20 protein-coding genes are annotated in these 21,723 nt (G+C 65.6%); 13 read left to right on the top strand and 7 right to left on the bottom strand.

The features are described from left to right. Positions 1-236: 236 nt before the first annotated feature. The 5 genes from ACCQ04_RS02335 to ACCQ04_RS02315 all read left to right on the top strand — a co-directional run bounded on the left by ACCQ04_RS02335 (position 237) and on the right by ACCQ04_RS02315 (position 5,946). The gene (locus tag ACCQ04_RS02335; RefSeq protein ID WP_065033022.1) at positions 237-743 is read left to right on the top strand and encodes a hypothetical protein; all 507 of its coding nucleotides are present in this window, start codon (positions 237-239) and stop codon (positions 741-743) included. A 233-nt stretch (positions 744-976) separates the two neighbouring features. Continuing rightward, positions 977-1,513: a hypothetical protein gene (locus tag ACCQ04_RS02330; protein ID WP_226426942.1), complete on the top strand. Its 537-nt coding sequence runs from the start codon at positions 977-979 to the stop codon at positions 1,511-1,513. Between the two features lie 73 nt (positions 1,514-1,586). Continuing rightward, a complete protein-coding gene (locus tag ACCQ04_RS02325) occupies positions 1,587-3,338 on the top strand; it encodes a peptidoglycan-binding protein (RefSeq protein WP_226426943.1) in 1,752 nt (583 codons plus the stop codon). A gap of 427 nt (positions 3,339-3,765) precedes the next feature. After that, positions 3,766-5,361, top strand: coding sequence for a M4 family metallopeptidase (locus tag ACCQ04_RS02320; protein WP_102250960.1), 1,596 nt, complete (start codon positions 3,766-3,768; stop codon positions 5,359-5,361). Positions 5,362-5,460: 99 nt separating this feature from the next. Beyond that, positions 5,461-5,946 (top strand): Mpo1 family 2-hydroxy fatty acid dioxygenase, encoded by a 486-nt coding sequence (locus ACCQ04_RS02315; RefSeq protein WP_104554502.1) that lies wholly within the window; start codon positions 5,461-5,463, stop codon positions 5,944-5,946. Positions 5,947-6,116: 170 nt separating this feature from the next. On the opposite strand, the gene ACCQ04_RS02310 is transcribed toward ACCQ04_RS02315, so the two are convergent. Next, positions 6,117-7,019 carry an NAD-dependent epimerase/dehydratase family protein gene (locus ACCQ04_RS02310; RefSeq protein WP_226426944.1) on the bottom strand — a complete coding sequence of 301 codons (903 nt, stop codon included), beginning with the start codon at positions 7,017-7,019 and terminating at the stop codon, positions 6,117-6,119. 166 nt (positions 7,020-7,185) lie between these two features. On the opposite strand from ACCQ04_RS02310, the gene ACCQ04_RS02305 reads away from it, so the two are divergent. From ACCQ04_RS02305 to ACCQ04_RS02280, 6 genes are read left to right on the top strand one after another with little or no spacing between them, the layout of a single operon-like run. Continuing rightward, a complete protein-coding gene (locus tag ACCQ04_RS02305) occupies positions 7,186-10,014 on the top strand; it encodes a monovalent cation/H+ antiporter subunit A (RefSeq protein WP_226426945.1) in 2,829 nt (942 codons plus the stop codon). After that, positions 10,014-10,388, top strand: coding sequence for a Na+/H+ antiporter subunit C (locus ACCQ04_RS02300; RefSeq protein ID WP_016901335.1), 375 nt, complete (start codon positions 10,014-10,016; stop codon positions 10,386-10,388). The genes ACCQ04_RS02305 and ACCQ04_RS02300 overlap by 1 nt, the downstream gene beginning before the upstream one ends. Then, on the top strand, positions 10,385-11,929 hold the full coding sequence (locus ACCQ04_RS02295) for a monovalent cation/H+ antiporter subunit D (RefSeq protein ID WP_024938212.1): 1,545 nt from the start codon (positions 10,385-10,387) through the stop codon (positions 11,927-11,929). The genes ACCQ04_RS02300 and ACCQ04_RS02295 overlap by 4 nt, the downstream gene beginning before the upstream one ends. Beyond that, positions 11,926-12,432, top strand: coding sequence for a Na+/H+ antiporter subunit E (locus tag ACCQ04_RS02290; protein WP_016901331.1), 507 nt, complete (start codon positions 11,926-11,928; stop codon positions 12,430-12,432). The genes ACCQ04_RS02295 and ACCQ04_RS02290 overlap by 4 nt, the downstream gene beginning before the upstream one ends. Further along, positions 12,429-12,713: a K+/H+ antiporter subunit F gene (locus tag ACCQ04_RS02285; protein ID WP_046345450.1), complete on the top strand. Its 285-nt coding sequence runs from the start codon at positions 12,429-12,431 to the stop codon at positions 12,711-12,713. The genes ACCQ04_RS02290 and ACCQ04_RS02285 overlap by 4 nt, the downstream gene beginning before the upstream one ends. Then, positions 12,710-13,135 (top strand): Na+/H+ antiporter subunit G, encoded by a 426-nt coding sequence (locus tag ACCQ04_RS02280; RefSeq protein WP_047127936.1) that lies wholly within the window; start codon positions 12,710-12,712, stop codon positions 13,133-13,135. Before ACCQ04_RS02285 ends, ACCQ04_RS02280 begins: the two co-directional genes overlap by 4 nt. A 145-nt stretch (positions 13,136-13,280) precedes the next feature. Here ACCQ04_RS02280 and ACCQ04_RS02275 read toward each other — a convergent pair whose 3' ends face one another. Further along, positions 13,281-13,898 (bottom strand): lectin, encoded by a 618-nt coding sequence (locus ACCQ04_RS02275; protein ID WP_226427145.1) that lies wholly within the window; start codon positions 13,896-13,898, stop codon positions 13,281-13,283. 165 nt (positions 13,899-14,063) lie between these two features. Here ACCQ04_RS02275 and ACCQ04_RS02270 point away from each other — a divergent pair, with 165 nt between their 5' ends. After that, positions 14,064-14,612, top strand: coding sequence for a hypothetical protein (locus ACCQ04_RS02270; protein WP_065033024.1), 549 nt, complete (start codon positions 14,064-14,066; stop codon positions 14,610-14,612). A gap of 84 nt (positions 14,613-14,696) precedes the next feature. Here ACCQ04_RS02270 and hmgA read toward each other — a convergent pair whose 3' ends face one another. Together hmgA and hppD are read right to left on the bottom strand one after the other, a co-directional pair. Next, positions 14,697-16,010, bottom strand: a complete 1,314-nt coding sequence (gene hmgA / locus ACCQ04_RS02265) for a homogentisate 1,2-dioxygenase (RefSeq protein WP_102583223.1) — start codon at positions 16,008-16,010, stop codon at positions 14,697-14,699. A 374-nt stretch (positions 16,011-16,384) separates the two neighbouring features. Beyond that, positions 16,385-17,500 carry a 4-hydroxyphenylpyruvate dioxygenase gene (hppD, locus tag ACCQ04_RS02260; RefSeq protein WP_046345445.1) on the bottom strand — a complete coding sequence of 372 codons (1,116 nt, stop codon included), beginning with the start codon at positions 17,498-17,500 and terminating at the stop codon, positions 16,385-16,387. 122 nt (positions 17,501-17,622) lie between these two features. Between hppD and ACCQ04_RS02255 the strand changes: the two genes are divergently transcribed. Beyond that, on the top strand, positions 17,623-18,111 hold the full coding sequence (locus ACCQ04_RS02255) for a MarR family winged helix-turn-helix transcriptional regulator (RefSeq protein ID WP_016905082.1): 489 nt from the start codon (positions 17,623-17,625) through the stop codon (positions 18,109-18,111). A 51-nt stretch (positions 18,112-18,162) separates the two neighbouring features. Here the strand turns inward: ACCQ04_RS02255 and ACCQ04_RS02250 are convergent, their stop codons facing one another. The 3 genes from ACCQ04_RS02250 to ACCQ04_RS02240 all read right to left on the bottom strand — a co-directional run bounded on the left by ACCQ04_RS02250 (position 18,163) and on the right by ACCQ04_RS02240 (position 21,340). Continuing rightward, positions 18,163-18,753, bottom strand: coding sequence for a thioredoxin family protein (locus tag ACCQ04_RS02250; protein ID WP_054592411.1), 591 nt, complete (start codon positions 18,751-18,753; stop codon positions 18,163-18,165). 11 nt (positions 18,754-18,764) lie between these two features. Then, complete coding sequence (locus ACCQ04_RS02245; RefSeq protein WP_226426946.1) at positions 18,765-20,282, bottom strand: peptide MFS transporter; 1,518 nt, start codon at positions 20,280-20,282, stop codon at positions 18,765-18,767. Positions 20,283-20,437: 155 nt separating this feature from the next. Further along, positions 20,438-21,340 (bottom strand): tryptophan 2,3-dioxygenase, encoded by a 903-nt coding sequence (locus ACCQ04_RS02240; protein ID WP_226426947.1) that lies wholly within the window; start codon positions 21,338-21,340, stop codon positions 20,438-20,440. Positions 21,341-21,723: the final 383 nt, after the last annotated feature.

The raw sequence follows: 21,723 nt of genomic DNA, 5'->3' as shown, positions 1-21,723 counted from the left end.
GACTTTTGCGCAGGATCGATCGAGATAACCCGGCTTTGCTGACCGCAATCAATGGCCGTGGACTCACCCGAGCACCGGGCCACCGTCAGGCTGCTTGTTCTGCGAGGGTATTGGCCTGCCGCATGCCGGCCAGTTTGCGCAAGCCACGACTCCGCCAGCCTTCACACATTGGCAAGCAGCGCGCGTATACCATCCTGCCCGCGTTCCAGTTGCCCCGCTATGATCAGGAGGATCCCTTGGCCCGTTTCCGAACGTCTCTGCACGCTCTCGCGCTGAGCCTGGCGCTGGTCGCCTGCAAGCCGCAAGCTGAGCCCGCCGGCGCTGCGACGCCTGCTGCGAATGCAGCACCCGCAGCCCCGGCACCTGCCACCGCTCCGGCAACGCCTGCGCAGGCGACAACCTGCCCCAACGCCGACTTCTCTGCATTTCTGAAAAGCTTCAGTGCAGACATTGCGGTACAGGAAAAGGCCACCGCCGATCCGCTGACGATGATCCAACTCGACCCGGACGCGCAGCCCGAGCCCACCCCGGTCACCCGCACGGTTCCGCTGGCCAAGGTCGAATGGCCTGTCATTCCCAACCTGGAGGCAGCCCGCAACGGCGGCCGCGAGGTCACGATTTCCGAAGAGGCCGATGGCCGCCAGGTACTGGTCCGCACGCCGGACACCGGCGATCAGCAGGTCTACCACTTCGCCCAGCGCCCCTGCTGGATGCTGGTTAAGGTGGACGACCAGTCCCTTTAATCAGCGCGCTAGTGGCGACACTGGTAATGGCATATCCGCCAACGTTTCAGGAGATAACCTTGCGTCCTTTCCGACTGATCGGCCCTGCATTGGCAGTTGCACTCGCGGCCTGTAACGGACCTCAAGCTGGCGGTGCGACCGGGCAGTCGACCGCCGCCGCAGGTACCGCGGCGACGACGCCGTCCGCACCTGCCGCACCAACCCCCGCAACACCGACACAAGGGACTGTACCTATGGGCACGATAGACTCCTTCATTCCGGCGGGATCGAAGGCTCTGGAGACCATCCGTGGCGATCTGACTGGCGCGGGCCGCTCCGATGCGTTGATGGTGATTTCACCACCCTCCAGCGGCGCCGAAAAACTTGGCGAGGGACAACCGCGTACGGTGGTGTTGCTGACGCAGACCGCAAACGGTGCGCTGCAGAAGGCCTCAGAAAACAGCAAGATCGTGCCATGCGCCCGTTGCGGCGGTCTGGCAGGCGACCCCTACGCGTTTTCGCGCATCCAGACCGGGCAATTCACCATTTCCATTTCCGGCGGATCGCGCGAGCGCTGGGCAGACGACTTCACGTTCAAGTATTCGGCAGACAAGCAGACCTGGTTGCTGGACAAGGTGGTGCGTGACCTGTCCGATACCGAGACCGAGCAGCACAACACCCTGGAATTGACCGCCAAAGACTTCGGCACGGTGGCGTTTCAGGAGTTTGATCCATCCACATTGAAGAAAGCTGCGGCATTGGACGACGCCGCAGCCGAGAAGGCGAATTAAAGGGACGTAATGGTTTGCACGGACAAGGAAGGAGTCCGTTATTTCATGTTGCTGAGAAATGAGGAGTTACACCATGGCAACCGATCGTGAAACAGGGCTGCTCCAGTCAGCCTATGCTGCAGGCATTACCCAGCCGAAGGAGCTGGCAAACTTCATGGCCCAGGTGGGTCATGAATCGATGGGCCTCAACCGCCTGGAAGAAGGGTTCCGCTACACGCACGGATCCTCACAGGTGAGTTCGAAGGTGCGCTCCGCACTGCGTGAGGGCCCCGAAGCCCTGGAGCAGGCACGTTTGGATGCCCTGCGCGGGCAACCGGAAAAACTGGCCGAATTGATGTATGGCGGACGCATGGGCAATAACGAGCCCGGCGACGGCTACCTGTACCGTGGCCGCGGTTATATGCAGCTCACCGGCAAGGACCAATATCGTGCGGCGGGCGAAGCGTTGAACCTGGATCTGGTGGCACACCCCGATCTGGCGGCACAACCTGAAAACGCATCCCGCATCGCCACTTGGTACTGGCAAAACAACGTGCCGCAGGCCGCCAGGCAGGACGCGCATGCGGCAGGTGTTGCGATCAACGGCGGCGATCCGCCAAATGGATTGGCCGACCGCGAGAACCGGTTTGCCCGCTGGCAGCGCGATATCACTCCAGAACTGATGAACAATCTAGCCCATGGCCAGCTCGGACAGCCGGTGCAGCACACTGCACCAGCACCTGTGCAGCCACAGCATGGTGGATCCAGCTCGTTTCAGCAGACGATGGAACGGATGCTCCCACCGCAGAACGGGACGGCACCGCACATCACCGGCCATTACGGCGAGCATCGCAGTGCCCGTGATCACGGCGGTACCGACTTCAACTACCAGGGTGGCCAGACAGGCCGCAACATGCAGCACCCGACGGTGCATTCGCCGGTCGCCGGAACCGTCACCTTCGCGGGCGGCAACTACGGCACCGTCAAGATTCGCGATGCACAGGGCAACTCGCACGAGATCCTGCACCTGGACGCGCTCAAGGTGAAGGAAGGTCAGACGCTGTCTGCAGGCGATGCCATCGGCACAATGGGTGGACGCGGCCCGAACGGTAACAGCCAGTACGCGCAGCACGTGCATTACCAGCTGCGCGATGCCAACGGCAAGCTGACCAGTCCGGAGACATTCTGGAATCAGGGCCATCAGCAGGAGTCCGGCGCGCGCGCGCCCCAGCCGGCGGCAGCGCCTGGCAATGGCACGCTGCGGCATGGTGAGCAAGGCAGTGATGTGGGCAAGCTGCAGCAGGACCTCAACCGTCTCGGCGTGCGCGATGCGCAGGGCAACCGGCTTGCCGAGGATGGCCGCTTTGGCGACAACACGCGTGAGGCGGTGATTGCGTTCCAGAAGCAACACGGGCTGCAGCCCGATGGCGTGGTGGGGCGCAACACGCAGGCCGCGTTGTCCGCACAACCGGCCCAGGCACAGGCAGTGCAGACGCCGGTTGCTGCACCCAAGGGGCCGTCGCTCGACGATGCCTCGCATCCGGACCATGCCTTGCACAACGCAATCCGCAGCAAGCTGCCCAGCATGATCTCCAACGAGACCGCGGCCCACGTCACCCTGCAGGCCAAGCAGAACGGTATCGATTCGGCAGACAAACTGCAGAACGTCACCGTGCAGGATGGCAAGGCATTTGTCATGGGCACCACGCCGGGCTTCCGTGCGGCGGTGGATCTGAACCAGCCAGCTCCCCCGCTGGAACAGACCAATGCGCAATTGCTGGCTGGCCAGGCTTCGCAGCAGCGTGCGCAGGATGAGCAGCAGCGGGTCGCGATCGGCGGCCGCTGACGGTTCAACGCCGCAGCACGAAAAACCGGCCAGATGTCTGGCCGGTTTTTTTGTGCCTGTCTGCTTTCGACAGTAGCGCCGAGAGCGTCGCTGCGGCCGCGTCTGACTGCACACACCTGCGCGGATTGCCTGTTGTTGCCAGCGGATTGTGCGTCGCTGGAGGTTGGTGCACCCTCCAGATTGCGACAAGACGGCAAGCCTGCTGCGCTGGCGATGTCGCACACGCAGTGACACTCCTGCTGCTCTGCGATGCCCTCCACACCGCAAAGTGGCGCGGCGCACAGAACGCAACACAGCTGTAACTTTTACTACTGTGCTGTCATGGACTGTGCAAGTTTATCTGCCGGCACCTGTTGCCAGTCGCGATCGGCCGTGATGCGTATCGCCGCCGATCTTTGCATTGCACGTTTTCGGGGAGAGAGTCGTCATGCAAGTTCATGTCCTGGGCGCTGCGATCTGCTGCGCGCTATCGTTGTCTGCTGTCGCCACTGCTGCGGATCTTTCTGCAGATGCCGCGGTGTCGCGCGCGCAATCCTTGTTGGGCAATCACGCTGCGGCGCTGGCCAATCGTGCAACGGCCGATGCGTTTGTCGCGCGCGACAGCATTGTCGATGCCGACGGCAGCGAGCATGTGCGCTTCGATCGTACGTATCAGGGCCTGCCGGTGATCGGCGGCGATGTGGTGGTGCATTCGCGGCGCGGAGTGATGCGTCAGTTGAGCCAGAGCATGGACACCAGCGCGCGCCCGAGCATCGTGCCCGGCATCGATGCCGACACGGCAGTGCGCGCGGCCGGTGCGCAGTTCGATCTGGCACCCGATGCCGCGCCGCGCGCAAGCTTGGCCCTGTATGCGCGCCAGGGCGCACCGCGGCTGGTCTATGAAGTGATCTACAGCGGCATCAAGCCCGATCAGACGCCGACCGAAATGCATTACATCGTCGACGCAATCAATCAACGCATTCTCGAATCCTGGGACACGGTGCACACCGCCTGCGCGGGTGGCACCAGTGCGGCCGGCACCGGGCGTTCGCTGTATGCAGGCAGCGTGGCGTTGGCAACGACGCGTTGCAGCAGCGGTTACGAGTTGACCGATCTGAGCCGCGGCAGCGGCGCCACCTACAACATGCGCAACAGCACCTCCGGCAACGGCACGCTGGTCACCGATGCCGACAACGCCTGGGGCAGCGGCGCCAACAGCGATACGGTGACCGCGGCAGTGGATGCGCATTACGGCGTGGCGTTGACCTGGGACTATTTCCGCACCACCCATGCGCGCAGCGGCATCGCCAACGATGGTGTCGGTGCGCGCAGCCGCGTGCATTACGGTAGCCGCTACAACAACGCGTTCTGGCAGGACAGCTGCTTCTGCATGACCTTCGGCGATGGCGACGGCAGCACGTTCACGCCGCTGGTGTCGGTGGATGTGGCCGGCCACGAGATGACCCATGGCGTGACCAGCCGCACCGCGCGCCTGGTGTATTCGGGCGAGTCGGGCGGCCTGAACGAAGCCACGTCCGACATCATGGGCGCGATGGTGGAGTACTCCGCCAACAACAGCGCGCAGCCGGGCAACTACCTGATCGGCGAGAAGATCATCCCGGGCAACAGCAGCGGGACGCTGGCCTTGCGCTACATGTTCAAGCCCAGCCTGGATGGCGATTCGCCCGATTGCTACAGCAGCAGCCTGGGCTCGCTCAATGTGCATTACAGCTCGGGCGTGGCCAACCATTTCTACTATCTGCTGGCCGAAGGCGCGGTGGTGCCGAGCGGCTTCGGGTCGGGCACCAGTTGGAACGTGACGCCGGCCGGGCTGGTCTGCAACGGCAATACGGCATTGACGGCGATCGGCCGGGCAGCGGCCAGCCGCATCTGGTACCGCGCGTTGACGGTCTACATGACCTCCTCGACCAACTACGCGGCCGCACGCAGGGCCACGTTGAGCGCGGCCACCGATCTATACGGCAGCACATCCACACAGTACCGCGCGGTTGCCGCAGCGTGGAGCGCCGTGTCGGTCAACTGATGCACACCGGCCCCTGCCACGCGCACTGTGCGTGGCAGGGAGTACGGCTGCCACAGTGCCATCCGCGCGCGTATGCTTGGGTCATTCCTGGGAGGGAACATGACCGAACGCACCAAGACCGCGCGACCGATCGACCGCTATTTCGCCAGCTACGCCGACGACCACCGCAACACCACCAATCAGCAGATCCACGTGCTGGCGGTGCCGGCGATCCTGTGGTCGGTGGTGGCCCTGCTGTGGTGCATCCCGGTTGGCGGCACCTGGTTCAGCAGCGGCGTGTGGGCGGCGTTGTCGATGTTCGCGGCTTGGTCGTACTACAACCGCCTATCGCGTCCGCTCGGGCTGGGCATGCTGGGGATCTTCTTTTTCTTCGGCTGCCTGTGCCGGTTGCTCGAAGGCAGACTCGGGCTCACCGGGCTGTTCACCACGGCGCTGACGGTGTTCGTGCTGGCCTGGGTCGCGCAGTTCGTCGGCCACCGGATCGAGGGCCGCAAGCCGAGCTTCCTGACCGACCTGACCTATCTGCTGATCGGGCCGATCTGGGTGTTGGCCAAGCTCTATCGTCAGCTGGGTTGGCGGTACTGAGCGCGACGACAGCCATAACGTGGCCGGTCGCCGGCGTGGTCATGACCTGAAAGCAGCGGATTACGCCGAAGCGCTGCAGCGGCTAACGGTCGTGCCGCATCGCCTTGCGCAGCAGAGCTAGCGGACCGCGCGCCATGCAGGTCTTCGAAGCACATACGCCCAGACGAGCCTCACTCGCCGATGCCGAGTTCTTCGGGCAGGGGACGAAAGGCGCGCGGCGCATAACCGAAGTCGCGACGCGCCGGTTCCAGGTCAAACACAAGGTCATCGCGCATGCGCTGCAAAGCGGCCGCATTGATGCCACGCAGGCGCCCCAGCCGCTGCGCAGCGGTGAGGGCAAGGCCGAACAGGCCGGGCGGCACCTGATACAGCCGCGCCGGTCGCGGCAGCGCCGCCAGCACGCGCTCCACCATCTGCGTGTAGGCCAGCACTTCGCCGCCGCCGACGGCATAGCTGCGCTGCTGCGTCGCCGGCTGGGTGACCACCGCCAGCGCGGCGCTGGCCAGATCGTCCACATGCACCGGCTGGCGCAGCCCTGTCGCGTTGGCCGGCAGCACGAAGGCGCCGGTGCGCTGCGCCAGCCCGGCGATCTGGGTGAGCGTGCGGTCGCGCCCGGCACCGTAGACCAGGGTCGGGCGCAGCACCGTCGCCGCGGCGCCACGCGCCTGGGCTGCGGAAAACAGCGCCTGTTCCGCATTTGCCAGGCGCTGTGAGACATCGCGCTCGGCCGCGTCGATCGAGTGTTCCTTGACCTCCAGGCTGGTGGAACCGAACGCCACGATGCGCGGAGCACGCACCGGATTTTCGACATACCAACGCGCGAAATGGTCCAGCGGACCGCAGCTGAAGATCACCTCGAATGCCTCGCCCGCGGCAGCCGGCATGGCCAGATCGCCCTGCCGCCAGATCAGCCCGGCGCGCGCGGCACGTGGCTGGCGCGACCAGGCCGTCACCTGCCAACCGCGGCCGAGCAGCCGCGTCAGCAGGCGTTCGCCGATCTGACCGCTGCCGCCGAACACCAGGGCGCGCGGCGCAGAAACGGCAGTGGACGGAGCGGGATCGGCAGCAGTCACAGGGCTCGGATGCAGTCTGGGTGATCCCAGCATAGCGAGTGACAGGCAGCGGCGCGACGCCGATCCGGCCGCGATTTGCGCAGGCGCGCAGCCACGGCGTTGACGCTGGCGTCAGTCAACGATTTGTTAAGCTCTCTGGCCTGCTCGCGAATCTTGTGTTCCCTGCATGCCTTTCTCGCTGGAAATCCTGCTTGCGCTGCCATTTGTGATGGCGGCCGCCACTGCGCTGCTCTGGCGCACCTCCCGTTCGATCACTGCGTGGTTGGCTGCGGCCGCGCCGTTGGGCGGGCTGGTCATCCTGGCGACGCTCACACCGGCCGTGTTGCGCGGTGAGGTGATCGGCAGCCAGTACGCATGGTTGCCGCAGATCGGCCTGATGTTCTCGTTGCGGCTCGATGGCCTGGCGTGGATGTTCGCGTTACTGGTGCTGGGCATCGGTGCGCTGGTGGTGATGTATGCGCATTACTACCTGAGTGCACGCGACAGCGCATCGCGTTTCTTCGCCTATCTCATGCTGTTCATGGGCGCGATGCTCGGCATGGTGCTGTCGGGCAACCTGCTGTTGCTGATGGTGTTCTGGGAACTCACCAGCATCAGCTCGTTCCTGTTGATCGGCTTCTGGTCGCACCGCAAGGATGCGCGCGAAGGCGCGCGCATGGCTTTCGTGCTGACGGCCGGTGGCGGCCTGGCCCTGCTCGGCGGCATCCTGATGATCGGCCGCATCGTCGGCAGTTTCCAGCTGGATGCGGTGCTGGCGGCCGGCGATCTGATTCGCGCCAGTCCGCTGTATCCCTATGCATTGGGGCTGGTGCTGCTGGGCATCTTCACCAAGAGCGCGCAGTTCCCGTTCCACTTCTGGCTGCCGCACGCGATGGCGGCGCCGACGCCGGTATCGGCGTACCTGCATTCGGCCACGATGGTGAAGGCCGGCGTGTTCCTGCTGGCGCGCCTGCATCCTGCCCTGGCCGGCACCGACCTGTTCTTCTACACGGTCACCAGCATCGGTGCGATCACGCTGTTGCTCGGCGCATGGCACGCGATCTTCCAGCACGATCTCAAGGGCGTGCTGGCGTATTCGACCATCTCGCATCTGGGCCTGATCACGATGCTGTTCGGCCTGTCCACGCCGATGGCGGTGGTGGCCGGCGTGTTCCACATCCTCAACCACGCGGTGTTCAAGGCCTCATTGTTCATGGCCGCCGGCATCATCGACCACGAGACCGGCACGCGCGACATGCGCAAGCTGGGCAACCTGCGCCGCCTGATGCCGGTCACCAGCGTACTGGCGATCACCGCCTCGCTGGCGATGGCCGGCGTTCCGCTGCTCAACGGCTTTTTGTCCAAGGAAATGTTCTTTGCCGTGGCGCTGGAAACCGATGCGCCGCAGACGATGCGTGTGTTGGCCAGCATCGCCGCGCTGCTGGCCGGCCTGCTCGGCGTGGCCTACAGCCTGCGCTTCGTGCACGACACCTTCTTTGGCGAGGGCCCGCGCGACCTGGACACCACTCCGCACGAGCCGCCGCGCTGGATGCGGATTCCGGTGGATGTGCTGGTGCTGATCTGCGTGGCCGTGGGCATCGTGCCGGCCTGGACCATCGCGCCGGTGCTGCGCGCCGGTGCCGGCGCGATCCTGGGCGCGCGCCTGCCCGACTACAGCCTGGCGCTGTGGCATGGCTGGAACTGGCCGCTGGCGATGAGCATCGCCGGCATGGTGGGCGGTACCCTGTTGTACATGGCGCTGCGCCGCACGCTGGACATGTACGCGATCCAGAACCGCTCGCCCGGCAAGGCGCTGTTCAACTGGAATCTGCGCGCGCTGTTCGCCGGCACCGTGCGCATGACCGATGCGGTCACCAACGGCAACCTGCAACGCATGCTGATGCTGCTGGTGCTGAGCGCTGTCGTAGTGGCGCTGGTGCCGTTCCTGCAGGGCGGCGCATTGCCGGCCTGGCCCGCGCCCACCCCGCTGCCGCTGCTGGGCTGGACGATCTGGCTGCTGATGATCGCCTGCGCCCTGGGCAGCCTGTTCCTGTACAAGCAGCGCCTGCTCGCGGTGCTGGTGCTGGGTGGCACCGGCCTGGCGGTCAGCATGACCTTCGTGTTCCTGTCGGCACCGGATCTTGCGTTGACCCAGTTGCTGGTGGAGATGGTCACGCTGGTGCTGATGCTGCTGGCGATGAATTACCTGCCCGAGCGCTCGTTGCCCGAGCCCGCGCGCCTGCGCAAGCTCCGCGATGCCGGCATCGCCGTCGTCGGTGGTGCCGGGCTTGCCGCATTGGCCTATACCTTGATGACCCAGCCCAGCCACACGGTTGCCGGCGAGCTGCTGCAGCGTGCGCTGCCGGAAGCCTACGGGCGCAACGTGGTCAACGTGATCCTGGTGGATTTCCGCGGCTTCGATACCTTCGGCGAGATCACCGTGTTCGCGATCGCCGGGCTGGTGGTGCACGCGCTGCTGCGGCGCTCGCGGATGGCGCCGGAGCGCAGCATGCCCGGGCCGCCGATCAAGTTGCCGGTGCCGGCCGATCTGGCGCAGATCATGTTCCCGCTGACGCTGACGGTGTCCTTGTTCCTGTTCCTGCGCGGCCATAACGCGCCCGGTGGCGGCTTCATCGCCGGGCTGGTGCTGGCGGTGCCGTTGCTGATGCAGTACGTGATCCAGGGTGCCTCGTCGGTGGAATCGCGCTTCGGCTTCGACTACATCCGCCTCATCGGCATCGGCCTGCTGTGCGCGCTGGTCAGCGGTGCCGGTGCGCTGGTGTTCGGCATGCCGTTCCTGAGCAGCGGGCATCTGGAGATTCCGTTGCCGCTGCTGGGCGACCTGGAACTGGCCAGCGCGCTGGGCTTCGATGTCGGCGTGTATCTGGTGGTGTTCGGTGCGGCGATGCTGATGCTGTCGATGATGGGCACGATCAAACCCTCGCGCACGCGCAGCTCGCAGCGCGGCGAGATCGACCCCACCCAACGTTCGACACGCACCGCGGAGCAGCATTGATGGAACTGGCAGTGGCAAGCGCGATCGGCGTTCTCACCGCATTGGCGATCTACCTGTTGCTGCGCGCACGCAGCTTCGACGTGATCCTGGGGATGACCTTCCTGTCGTACGCGACCAACCTGCTGATCTTCGCCGGTGGGCGGCTGCGCAGCGGCCAGGCGCCGGTGCTGCGCGAGGGCGTGCCGGCCGACCTGATGCACTACACCGACCCGTTGCCGCAGGCGCTGGTGCTGACCGCGATCGTGATCGCCTTCGCGATGACCGCGGTGAGCCTGGTGCTGGCGATCCGCAGCCGCAGCGACAACGGCAGCGATCACGTGGATGCGCATGAAGACGCCACCACCGGCGTGGACACGCGCGAGGCCCGGCGATGAACCATCTGCTGATCCTGCCGATCCTGATCCCGATGCTGGGCGCGTCGGCGTCGCTGTTCGTCGAACACCGCCGCTATGGGCCGCGCGTGCAGCGCACGGTGGCATGGGCGAGCATGGCCTTGCTGGCCGCAGCGGTCATCGCCTTGTTCGCGCGCGCCGCCGAAGGCCAGGTACTGGTCTACCTGCTCGGCGACTGGCCGGCGCGCATCGGCATCGTGCTGATGGGCGACCGCCTGTCGGCGTGGATGCTGTTGACCACCCTGATCCTGGGCGCGGCCTGCCTGCTGCATGCCTGCGCCGGCTGGGACCGGCGCGCGCCGCATTTCCATGCACTGTTCCAGTTCCAGCTGATGGGCTTGAACGGTGCGTTCCTGACCGGCGACATCTTCAACCTGTTCGTGTTCTTCGAAGTGATGCTGATCGCCTCCTACGGTCTGCTACTCAGCGGCGGGCGCGGGCTGCAGATGCGTGTGGGCCTGCATTACGTGGTGTTCAACGTGTGCGCGTCGACCCTGTTCCTGATCGCGCTGGGCCTGCTGTTCGGCGTGTTCGGCACCTTGAACATGGCCGAGCTGTCGCAACGCATCGCCGCGTTGCCGGCGCAGGACTTGCCGCTGGCCAAGGCCAGCCTGGGCCTGTTGCTGCTGGTGTTCTGCAGCAAGGCCGCGTTGCTGCCGCTGTACCTGTGGTTGCCGGAGACCTATTCGCGCGCGCCGGCGGCGGTGGCGGCGTTGTTTGCCATCATGACCAAGGTCGGGCTGTACGCGACGCTGCGTGTGTCGGCGCTGTGGTTCGGCGCCGGTGCCGGCGCGCTGCAGGGCTTCGGCCGCCACGCATTGCTGTGGCTGGGCATCGCCACGCTGCTGATGGCCGCGTTCGGGGTGATGGCCGCATCGCGGCTGCGGGTGATGGTGTCGTATCTGGTGGTGTTCTCGGCGGCGACGTTGTTCATCGCCTTCTCGCTGGACGATGCCGGCGCGTTGGGTGCGGGCCTGTACTACCTGCCGCATAGCAGCTTCGTGGCTGCGGCGTTGTTCATGGTGTCGGACCTGATCCGGCGTCGCCGCGGCAGCGCCAGCGACCGCAAGGAAGTGGTCGCGCCACTGCCGCGGCGCGGGATCCCCGGCGCGATGTTCATGGTCGCCGCGGTCGCGGTCGCCGGGCTGCCGCCGTTGTCCGGCTTCCTGGCCAAGGCCGCGTTGCTGCAGCACGTGCCCGAGGGCCTGGTCGGGCCAGTGTGGTTCGCCATCCTGGGCAGCAGCCTGCTGGTGGTGATCGGCCTGACGCGTGCCGGCGTGCGCCTGTTCTGGCGCGTGCCCGAAGCGGTGCAGGATGTTCCCGAGCTGCAGCCGCAACGGCGTGCACGCATGCGCCCGGTGGAAACCGCCGCCACGCTGCTATTGCTGAGCGGGCTGGTGGCGATGACGGCCGGTGCCGGCCCGTTGATGCGCTACACCGACGCGGCTGGCGTGCAACTGCGCGATCCCGGCGCCTACGTCGAGCAGGTCCGCGCCACCACGCCGCAACGGAGGCAGCCATGAGTACGCGCATGCCGCTGCGCAGCCGGCTGCTGCCCTCGCCGTCGCTGAGCGTGACGGTCTTTATTTTCTGGCTGTTGCTCAGCGACAGCTTCGGGCCGCAGCAATGGGTGCTGGGCTTGTTGCTGGGCTGGGTGGTGCCGATCTTTGCGGCGCGCCTGGACCGCGAGTTCGCCCGCATCGGCTCGCTGCGTTCGGTGCCGCGCATGTTGCTGGTGGCAGCCGGCGACATCGTGCGCTCCAACATCAAGGTGGCCGGCCAGGTGCTAGGCCCGGAGTCGCGCATCCACCCCGGTTTCATCTGGGTGCCGCTGGATATCGCCAACATCCACGGCATCGCCGCGCTGACCAGCATGATCACGCTCACTCCCGGCACAGTGTCGGCGGCGCTCTCGGACGACCGCAAGTATCTGCTGGTACACGTGCTGCACCTGGACGACCCGGACGCCTTGATCGCCGAGATCAAGACCCGCTACGAGAAGCCCCTGATGGAGATCTTTCCGTGACCGGCCACATGTTCATCGAATCGACCATCGTCATCTGCATGCACACGGTGGGCCTGGCCATGCTGATGGCGCTGTGGCGCCTGCTGCGCGGCCCGAGCGTGCCCGATCGCATCCTGGCGCTGGATACCCTGTCCATCACCGCCATCGCCGAGCTGATGCTGCTGGGCATGTACCTGGATTCGCCGATCTACTTCGAGGCCGCGCTGGTGATCGCGATGCTGGGCTTCGGCAGCACCGTGGTGCTGAGCAAGTTCGTGTTGCGTCGGGACATCGTCGAATGATTGCGCTCACCGAATATCTACTCAGCGCGCTGTTGCTGGTCGGCACCTTCTTCATCCTGATCGGCGCGCTCGGCCTGGTGAAGCTGTCGGATTTTTTCAAGCGCCTGCATGCGCCGACCAAGGCCAGCACCCTGGGGGTGGGCTGCGTGCTGCTGGCATCGGTCGGCTATCACCTGTTCCTGGGTGTGGACCCGCAACCGCGCGAGTTGCTGATCACCGTGTTCCTGTTCATCACCGCACCGATCAGTGCCCATCTGATGGCCAAGGCCGCGCTGTCGCTGATGATGGAAAACCGCCCGGAAGTGCCCAACCATGGCGAGATGAAGAAGGAAGGCCTGCCCACACCGCAGACGCAAGGCGATGTGGGCGAAAACGCGGAAACCGCCAAACAGCACGCCGAGCCGGACAAGGATCCGCGCTGAGCTGCGCAGCTGCTTCGAGACCCCCTGCCCGGATGGTCTCGACACGTTGCTCTACGCGCATGCTACCAATCGACTATGCGCGCGCACGCTGCGCTGCCGGAAGCCGCTTGCGCCGCCGATGCGGCGCCGCGGCGGCCGTGACGGATCAGCCGCAGCCTTCCACATAATCCACTTGCGGCGGCTGCCCGACCCGCCAGCTGCTGACCTTGCCGTCGGCATCGGTCTCGAACACCAATGCGGACCGGGTGGCCGCATCGGCCATGCGCAGGGTGAACGCGCCGGGGACGTATTTGTGCGGCTGTTCGGTCAGACCTGCCGGATACAGCGCGCGCAGCTGCGCCAGCGTCATGCCGACCCTGCCGCCGCCCGGGGCGAGCTCCTTGGGTTCGTTGGTCTGATAACGCACAAGGCGATCGCCTTCGAACATGAAACCGAAGCGGCGTGCATCCTCGGCCCACTGCGGCCGTAGCAGATAGCAGCCGCCGTCGGTCGCCGGTTCGCCGCGCAGGTCGCCGCCCCAGGCAGCGCGCGCCTGCGCTGCGTCCATGCCCAGGCGCAGATCGCCGTACCCATCCAGGCGCGCGAGCGCAGCCGGCTGCTGGCGCAGTTGCGGCGGAAGCGTGCCGGCCGGCGCAGTGGCCGGCGGAACCTCCCCGGCTGGCTGGTCGTTGGCGGCTGCCACCGGTGCGGGTGCCGCGTCGGGCGCGGCCGTGGTGGCGTCCTCGGCACGGTTGCAGCCGGTCAGCAACAGCAATGCGCCCATCAAACCGAGCAATCTGGTGGTCATGCATGCATTCCTTACGGGTCCGCTACAGCGTACACAGCCCACATCGCGACGATGTGCAGAACGCGCTGGCATTGCCTCGTACCGATGTCATCGGCGCTTCATTGGCGGCGGGCAAGCTGGGTGCCTCGCAGGACCGCCGCCATGACCCCACGCAAGACCGAGCTCGCCCTCACCGCGCTGCAATCGCACCGCAGTCCACTCACCTTGCTGCAGCGACGGGCGCTGATCCTGGCCGACGGCCAGCGCGATCTGGCAACGCTGGCCGTGCTGCTGGGCGGCGACGGCGCCGCGCTGGTGCATGCGCTCTGCGCGATGGGCTATCTGGAGTTCGGCACGCAGGCAGGGAGTGCGACACGCACTGCCCAGGCGTCTGATTCCTCGCCGGCGGGCGTGCCCGGTACCCACGTGACGCCGCCAGCGGCACCACCGAGCGAAGAAGACCTGCAGCGCCAGCGCCGTCGCGCGGCCACCAATGCACGGCTGTACCTGCTCGACATCCTGCAGCTGCAACGCGACCCGGCCGCCGCGGCGCTGCATCGGCAGCTGCAGGCCGCACGCGCCGAGGACGCCATCGGCGCCGCTATTGCCGACGCGCTGCGCGCGTTGCCGCAGATCACCTCGGCAAGCTACGCCGAGCGCGTACGTGCCCGGATTGGCGAGCTGTTGCCGGATGCGCTGCAGGCGGCTTGAGCGGACAACTGGAACCCTCGATCCGACACCTGCGACCTCTGACTGCCGTAGCGCCTGATCAGCACATTCGCCCAACTGCCTGAGTTACTGCGCATCCTCTGAGCCGGGCGCCTGAAACGCCGCGCGCAATCCGGACCAGCACTGCTGATAGTCGCCCTGCCGGTGCGCGGCCTGCAAGGCCTGCTGGGTGGGGCGCAGCACCGCACGCGTTTCGAACATGAAGGCCATGGTGTCGGCGATCACATCCGGGCGCGTCAGGTCCGCATGCGAGGCCTTGTCGAAGGTCGCCGCATCCGGGCCATGCCCGCTCATGCAGTTGTGCAGCGAGGCACCACCCGGCGCGAAGCCGTCGGCCTTGGCGTCGTAGACGCCGTGCACCAGCCCCATGAACTCGCTGGCCACGTTGCGATGGAACCACGGCGGGCGGAAAGTGTGCTGTGCCACCAGCCAGCGCGGCGGGAAGATCGCAAAATCCATGTTCGCCGTGCCATGCGTGTCGCTGGGCGAGGTCAGCACGGTGAAGATGCTCGGATCCGGATGATCGAAGCTGATCGAGCCGATGGTGTTGAAGCGGCGCAGATCGTAGCGATACGGCGCGTAGTTGCCATGCCAGGCCACCACGTCCAGCGGTGAGTGGCCGATGTCCGCACGCCACAGATGGCCCTGGAATTTGGCCACCAGCTCGAACGCACCTTCGCGCTGTTCGTAAGCCGCATGCGGCGTTTCGAAGTCGCGCGCATTGGCCAGCCCGTTGGAGCCGATCGGCCCCAGGTCGGGCAGCCGCAGCAATGCGCCGAAGTTTTCGCAGACATAGCCGCGCGCCTCGCCATCGGGCAGCTCGACGCGGAAACGCACACCGCGCGGTATCACCCCGATCTGCTGCGGCTCCAGCTCCAGCACACCGAGCTCGCTGTGGATGCGCAGGCGGCCCAGTTGCGGCACCAGCAACAGCTCGCCATCGGCATCGTAGAAGAAGCGATCGTGCATCGATGCGTTGGCCGCATACAGATGCACGGCGACACCCGACATCGCCTCCGGCCCGCCGTTGCCGGCCATGGTGTACAGACCGTCGACGAAATCGGTTGGCGTGGACGGCAGCGGCAATGGGCTCCAGCGCAGTTGATCCGGCGGCACCGGGCCGCGACCGAAATCGTTGTGGAGCTGCGACTGTTCGACCAGGGAGAAACTGCCATGCACGGCCGCCGGGCGGATGCGGTACAGCCAGCTACGCCGGTTCTCGCTGCGTGGCGCGGTGAACGCGGTGCCGGACAACTGTTCGGCATACAACCCGTGCGCCACACGCTGCGGCGAGTTCTGCCCCACCGGCAAGGTACCGGCCACCGCCTCGGTCGCAAACGCGTTGCCGAAACCGGTCATGTAGTGCTGGTTGTTATGCATGGCATGCGTCCGGATCTTGGCCCTCCCTTCCCGGATGCAGAAGGTTGGGATTGAGTTGAATCAGGCCGCCTTCCTACCGTAGAAGAGCTAAACCTGGCGGATTAAGCCCCTCTCCTGGCGGGGAGAGGGGCTTTAACGACGTGCGTCTTCGTTGCTTTGTGTCGTCGGAAAAATACCTTGCCTGAGCGCGCTTGATTGCGACCACTTGCCACCCGCTTCGTTGGATCCGTACCGGAACCACATCCGACGTGACGGGCAGCCAGGCTGGACATCGCAACACTTTGCACCACTCAAGCCCGCACAGACCCAGTTAACCGCACCAACCACAAATCCCGAATCCCGAATCCCGAACAGCGAATCCCCAATCCCCGCCCTCAAAGCACCCCACGCTTCATCTGGTCGCGCTCGATGCTCTCGAACAGCGCCTGGAAATTGCCTTCGCCGAAGCCCTCGTTGCCCTTGCGCTGGATGATCTCGAAGAAGATCGGGCCGATGCAGTTCTGGGTGAAGATCTGCAGCAGCTTGCGCTGCTTGGTGTCCACGTCAGCATCGATCAGGATCTTGTTGCGGCGCAGGCGTTCGACATCCTCGCCGTGGTCGGGGATGCGCAGGTCCACCACGTCGAAATAGGTATCCGGCGTATCCAGGAATGTCACGCCGGCCTCGCGCATCTTTTCCACCGAGCTGTAGATGTCGTCGGTGAAGCAGGCGATGTGCTGGATGCCTTCGCCGTGGTAGGCGTCCAGATACTCGTTGATCTGGCTCTTGGGGTCGGAGGACTCGTTGAGCGGAATGCGCACGATGCCGTCCGGGGCGGTCATCGCCTTGGACACCAGGCCGGTCTTGGCGCCCTTGATGTCGAAGTAGCGGATCTCGCGGAAGTTGAACAGGCGCTCGTAATAGTCCGACCAACGCTGCATGTTGCCGAAGTACAGGTTGTGGGTCAGGTGGTCGATGAAGGTCAGCCCGAAGCCGGCCGGGTGCTGGTCGGCGCCTTCGATCGGCTCGTAGTCGGCGTCGTAGATGCTGCCCGCATCGCCGTAGCGGTCGACCAGATACAGCATGCAGTCGCCGATGCCCTTGACCACCGGGGCCGGCACGGCGCGAGTGTCGGCCTTGTCCTGCACCGCTTCGCCGCCGTTGCCCAGCACGGTCTGCAGCACCGTCTCGGCCGGGGTGCGGAAGCGGATCGCAAAGCCGCAGGCGCTCGGGCCGTGCGCGGCGGCAAAATCGGCGGCAAACGAATCGGGCTCTTCGTTGAGCAGGAAGTTGACCCCGCCCTGGCGATAGACGGTAATGGCACGGCTGCGGTGGCGCAGCACCGCGCTGAAGCCCATCTTGCGGAAATAGTCGTGTAGCTGCGCCGCCTGGTCGGCCGGCGCGGCGAATTCGACGAATTCGAACCCGTCGATCCCCATCGGATTGTCGAAGGTGGTGACCTGCATGCCCAGGTTCGGGCGGGTTGCGGTACTGCTCGGTTGTGCGCTCATCGTCGTTTCTCCACGCTAGGCCGTCCGCAGGGCTATGCGGGGTGGCAGAAGACCCGCGAGAATGCGCAGGCCACCCAAGGTTTGTAGTTGCAAATGAAACCAAAATCAAGACACAGTGCAACATGAGCGATCTCGACGCCCCCACCCCGCCGCCGCATCCTGTGCTGCTCAACCTCGAGCAGTTCCTGCCGTATCGCCTGAGCGTGCTGTCCAACCGCATCAGCAGCAACATCGCCAAGGTCTACGGCGATCGTTACGGCATGGCCATCCCCGAGTGGCGGGTGATCACCATCCTGGCGCTGTATCCGGGTTCCTCGGCCAGCGAGGTCTCCGACCGCACCGCGATGGATAAAGTTGCAGTCAGCCGCGCCGTTGCACGCCTGCTGGAGCGCGGCTTCATCCGCCGCGAAACCCATGGCGACGACCGCCGCCGCTCGATGCTGGCACTGTCGCCGGCCGGCCGCCAGGTCTACGAGACCGTCGCCCCGCTGGTCAACGAGATGGAACAGCGGCTGATGTCGGTGTTCAGTGCCGAGGAGCAGCAGGTCCTGGAAAAACTGATCGACCGGCTGGCCAAGGACGGGCTGCCGCGCATGGCCGGCAAGGACTGATAAAAAAACCCCCGCAGTGCGGGGGTTTTTGCATGCCACGGCAACGACGGATCAGGCCTGCGGCGGCGCCCACTGCTTGAGGAAGTCGAACAGCTTCCTGCGGTCGAAGCGCTCGCCCTTGCGCAGGTCCGGGCCGGTCTGGGTGGTCAGCAGCTTGCCGTCGTTGTCCAGCACCAGCAGCGATGGATAGTCGTTGAGCTGGGCGAACTGCGACAGGAACGCGGCATTCTCGTTGGCCGCATCGCGATTGACCTTGACCACCACGAAGTGCGCGTCGCGGAAGCTGCGCAGCTCCGCATCGCCGCCCATCAGTTCGTCCAGCGCCTTGCACGGCTCGCAGGCCGCATTGCCGACATTGAGCACGATGCGCTTGCCGCCGCGCTTGGCCTCGACCTTGGCGGTCTCCAGATCGGCGGCCGGATCGCGCGAAGGGTCGTACTGCGCATTGAGTGCCGCCGCCGCGGCGATGTCCGCCGCGGTGGGCGTATTGCCCGAGGACACCGGCTGGCTGGGATCGGCGCTGGGCGGCTTCTGCATCGAGGTATCCAGCGGCCGTGGCGCCTCCTGTTGCTCGGTGGGCTGCCCGCAGGCGCTCAACAGACCTGCCAGCAGCAGGCCACAGACAGTGGGTTTGATCGGCATCGCTGTTCTCCTCACTTCACACCATGCATCAGTTTGTTGATCAACGGCGCGATCAGGAACAACACCGCGCCAGCGCCCAATAGCGCCCAAAATCCGAAGGTATACCCGCTCAGGGCCGAAGACACGCTCATCCCTTCGCTTCCGCTGACATGCCCGGCAAAAATGCCCGACAGGTTGTTGCCGATGCCGGTGGACAGGAACCAGCCGCCCATTCCGAAACCGACCAGGCGCACTGGCGCCAGCTTGGTCACCATCGACAGGCCGATCGGCGACAGGCACAGCTCGCCCACCGACTGGATCACGTACACCATGAACAAGGTCCAGAACGGCACCTTGCCAGCATCGTTGACCAGGCTCGACAGTGCAAACATCAGCAGCAGGAACGCCAGGCCGTTGAACAGCAGGCCCAGGCCGAACTTGCGCGGAATCGACGGGTTGAAGCGGCCGGCCTTGACCCAGATCCAGGCGATGATCGGCGCCAGCGTGATGATGGCAATCGAGTTCACCGACTGGAACCAGGCGGTCGGGAAGGTCCAGTCGCCGAAACTGCGGTCGACGATGTTGTCGGCCAGGAAGGTGAACGAGCTGCCGGCCTGTTCGAAGAACATCCAGAACAGCACGTTGAAGGCGAAGATGATCAGCATTGCGATCACCTTGTCGCGCTGCACCTTGCCTTCGCGGATGCCTTCGACCAGCAGCATCACCGACAGGCCGACGAACAACACGGTCAGCACGATCTGCAGCACGTCCGCACCGACGGCGAGCAGGAAGTACACCACCGGGATGGCCAGCACGCAGCCGACCAGCACCATCAGCACGCGACCGATGCCCTGCGCGTTCGGCGCCGGTGCACCGATGCCCTTGAGCTGCGCGCGGCCGATCCAGAACCACACCAGGCTGATCAGCATGCCCACGCCGGAGGCCATGAACACCATCTTGTAGGACGGCATGGCGTCGGTGCCGAACACCTTTTCGGCCAGCAGCTGGGTCAGCACCGGCGAGATCATCGCGCCGAGGTTGATGCCCATGTAGAAGATGGTGAAGCCGCTGTCGCGGCGCGGATCGGCCACCGAGTACAGCTTGCCGACCATGGTGGAGATGTTCGGTTTGAACAGCCCGTTGCCCACCACCACGGTGGCCAGGCCGATCTCGAACATGGTGTGGTCGGGAATGGCGATAAGGAACAGGCCGGTGGCCATCACGGCCGCACCGACCAGGATCGAGCGTTGGTAGCCGAGCACGCGGTCGGCCACGTAGCCGCCGAAGATCGCTGCCGCATACACCAGCGCCAGATAGGCGCCGTAGGTGCGTCCGGCCGGCGCCTGGCCGGTGGCATCGCCGTTGAAGAACTGCGCCACGATGTACAGCACCAGCGCCCAACGAATGCCGTAGAACGCGAAGCGTTCCCAGAATTCGGTCATGAACAGCATCCACAGCGGCCGGGGATGACCGAGCAGCGTGGGGAACTCGGGCGGTGCCGGCGGCGGCGGGGTGGCGGCGGAAGTCGGCGCGGTAGCGTCAACACTCATGGAATGTCCCTTGCGTATTCAGTAATGGCTGGGTGCCCGGAGCGTACCCCGGGAGACGCGCGAGGATCACTTAGACGTCATGTACGCGTCAAATTCGCAGGACTCGCCGGCCTGATGGCGGCCGCTCTGCGGGGATGACGCCCGTAGCGACCCGCTCAGCCCTTTTCAGGCTCACCGCGGCCACCACCCGCCGGCTCACGACCTTCCACGCCCACCGAGGTGCGCACGTCGAACAGCTCCGGGAAGAACGTCAGCGCCAGCGCCTGCTGCAGAAAGCCCACGCCGCTGGACCCGCCGGTGCCGCGCTTGAAGCCGATCACCCGCATCACCGTGCGCATATGGCGGAAGCGCCAGAGCTGGAACTGGGTTTCCACATCGACCAGGTCCTCACACAGCGAGTACTCGCGCCAGTAGCGGTCGGTGTTTTCGTAGATGCGCTCGAACACCGGACGCAGGCTGTCGTCGGCCACATGCGCGCAGGTCCAGTCGCGCGCCTGGTATTGCGGCGGAATCGCATGCCCGAAGCGCGCCAGGTAGCGCAGGAACTCCTCGTACAGGCTGGGCGCTTCCAGCACCTCGCGCAGCCGCGCCTGCCCCTGCGGGTCGTACGCGAACACCTGCAGCATCTGCGGGTTCTTGTTGCCGAGCAGGAACTCGATATAGCGGTATTGCAGCGACTGGAAGCCGGACGAGGGGCCCAGCACGTCGCGGAATCCCATGTACTCGCTCGGCGTCAGCGTTTCCAGTACGGACCACTGTTCGGTGAGCTGGCGCAGCACCTGCTTGCTGCGCGCCAGCACCTTGCGGCACTGCCAGACTTGGTCGTTCTGCAGGTGCACCATCGCCGCGCGCAGCTCGTGCGCCAGCAGCTTCAGCCACAGCTCGGAGGTCTGGTGCTGGATGATGAACAGCATCTCGTCGTGGTGCGCCGGCTCGGACAGGGGCTGCTGCGCCGACAGCAACTGGTCCAGCAGCAGATAGCCGCCGTAGGTCAGCCGCCCCTCCAGATCGGTGTGGATGCCGGGTTCCAGGTCACGCAGGTTCTTGTCGACGGGCATGGCAGTGCAGGTGGATCGGGCCGGTCAGGGTAGCTCAGTGGCGGGGATTGGGGATTGGGGATTGGGGATTCGGGATTGGGGATTCGGGATTCGGGAGGCAGGAGTTGCAGCGCGCGGCCTTGATGCATGTCGCGGCAGCGCGCTGCCGTAGAAGCGTCCGGTTTGCCTGGGTGGCCTGCCTACTTGGCAGCCTGACGATGCCGTGGCGTACGCGACCGGTACTTCACACCTGAAAAATCCTGCCGCTTTCGACAGGGCAGTCGCAGCCGCTGCGCCGATGTCACCGTATCGTCAACCAAGGTCTGCAAATTCATGCAGAATCGAACGGCGCTGCCGGCCAGGGACGTGGCCGGACCAGGGGAGCGCTTCACGTCTCATGGATC

The organism is Xanthomonas sp. NCPPB 2866 (assembly GCF_041475745.2).
Classification (GTDB): domain Bacteria; phylum Pseudomonadota; class Gammaproteobacteria; order Xanthomonadales; family Xanthomonadaceae; genus Xanthomonas; species Xanthomonas arboricola.
Note: the sequence above shows the minus strand (reverse complement) of the source record. Positions and strands in the feature narration are given on the sequence as shown.

Bases quoted from the DNA above. Each gene is read 5' to 3' on its own strand.
- ACCQ04_RS02330 (WP_226426942.1), top strand. From the start codon at position 977: ATGGGCACGATAGACTCCTTCATTCCGGCGGGATCGAAGGCTCTGGAG.
- ACCQ04_RS02325 (WP_226426943.1), top strand. From the start codon at position 1,587: ATGGCAACCGATCGTGAAACAGGGCTGCTCCAGTCAGCCTATGCTGCA.
- ACCQ04_RS02320 (WP_102250960.1), top strand. From the start codon at position 3,766: ATGCAAGTTCATGTCCTGGGCGCTGCGATCTGCTGCGCGCTATCGTTG.
- ACCQ04_RS02315 (WP_104554502.1), top strand. From the start codon at position 5,461: ATGACCGAACGCACCAAGACCGCGCGACCGATCGACCGCTATTTCGCC.
- ACCQ04_RS02305 (WP_226426945.1), top strand. From the start codon at position 7,186: ATGCCTTTCTCGCTGGAAATCCTGCTTGCGCTGCCATTTGTGATGGCG.
- ACCQ04_RS02300 (WP_016901335.1), top strand. From the start codon at position 10,014: ATGGAACTGGCAGTGGCAAGCGCGATCGGCGTTCTCACCGCATTGGCG.
- ACCQ04_RS02295 (WP_024938212.1), top strand. From the start codon at position 10,385: ATGAACCATCTGCTGATCCTGCCGATCCTGATCCCGATGCTGGGCGCG.
- ACCQ04_RS02290 (WP_016901331.1), top strand. From the start codon at position 11,926: ATGAGTACGCGCATGCCGCTGCGCAGCCGGCTGCTGCCCTCGCCGTCG.
- ACCQ04_RS02280 (WP_047127936.1), top strand. From the start codon at position 12,710: ATGATTGCGCTCACCGAATATCTACTCAGCGCGCTGTTGCTGGTCGGC.
- ACCQ04_RS02275 (WP_226427145.1), bottom strand. From the start codon at position 13,898: ATGGGCGCATTGCTGTTGCTGACCGGCTGCAACCGTGCCGAGGACGCC.
- ACCQ04_RS02270 (WP_065033024.1), top strand. From the start codon at position 14,064: ATGACCCCACGCAAGACCGAGCTCGCCCTCACCGCGCTGCAATCGCAC.
- hmgA (WP_102583223.1), bottom strand. From the start codon at position 16,010: ATGCATAACAACCAGCACTACATGACCGGTTTCGGCAACGCGTTTGCG.
- hppD (WP_046345445.1), bottom strand. From the start codon at position 17,500: ATGAGCGCACAACCGAGCAGTACCGCAACCCGCCCGAACCTGGGCATG.
- ACCQ04_RS02255 (WP_016905082.1), top strand. From the start codon at position 17,623: ATGAGCGATCTCGACGCCCCCACCCCGCCGCCGCATCCTGTGCTGCTC.
- ACCQ04_RS02250 (WP_054592411.1), bottom strand. From the start codon at position 18,753: ATGCCGATCAAACCCACTGTCTGTGGCCTGCTGCTGGCAGGTCTGTTG.
- ACCQ04_RS02245 (WP_226426946.1), bottom strand. From the start codon at position 20,282: ATGAGTGTTGACGCTACCGCGCCGACTTCCGCCGCCACCCCGCCGCCG.
- ACCQ04_RS02240 (WP_226426947.1), bottom strand. From the start codon at position 21,340: ATGCCCGTCGACAAGAACCTGCGTGACCTGGAACCCGGCATCCACACC.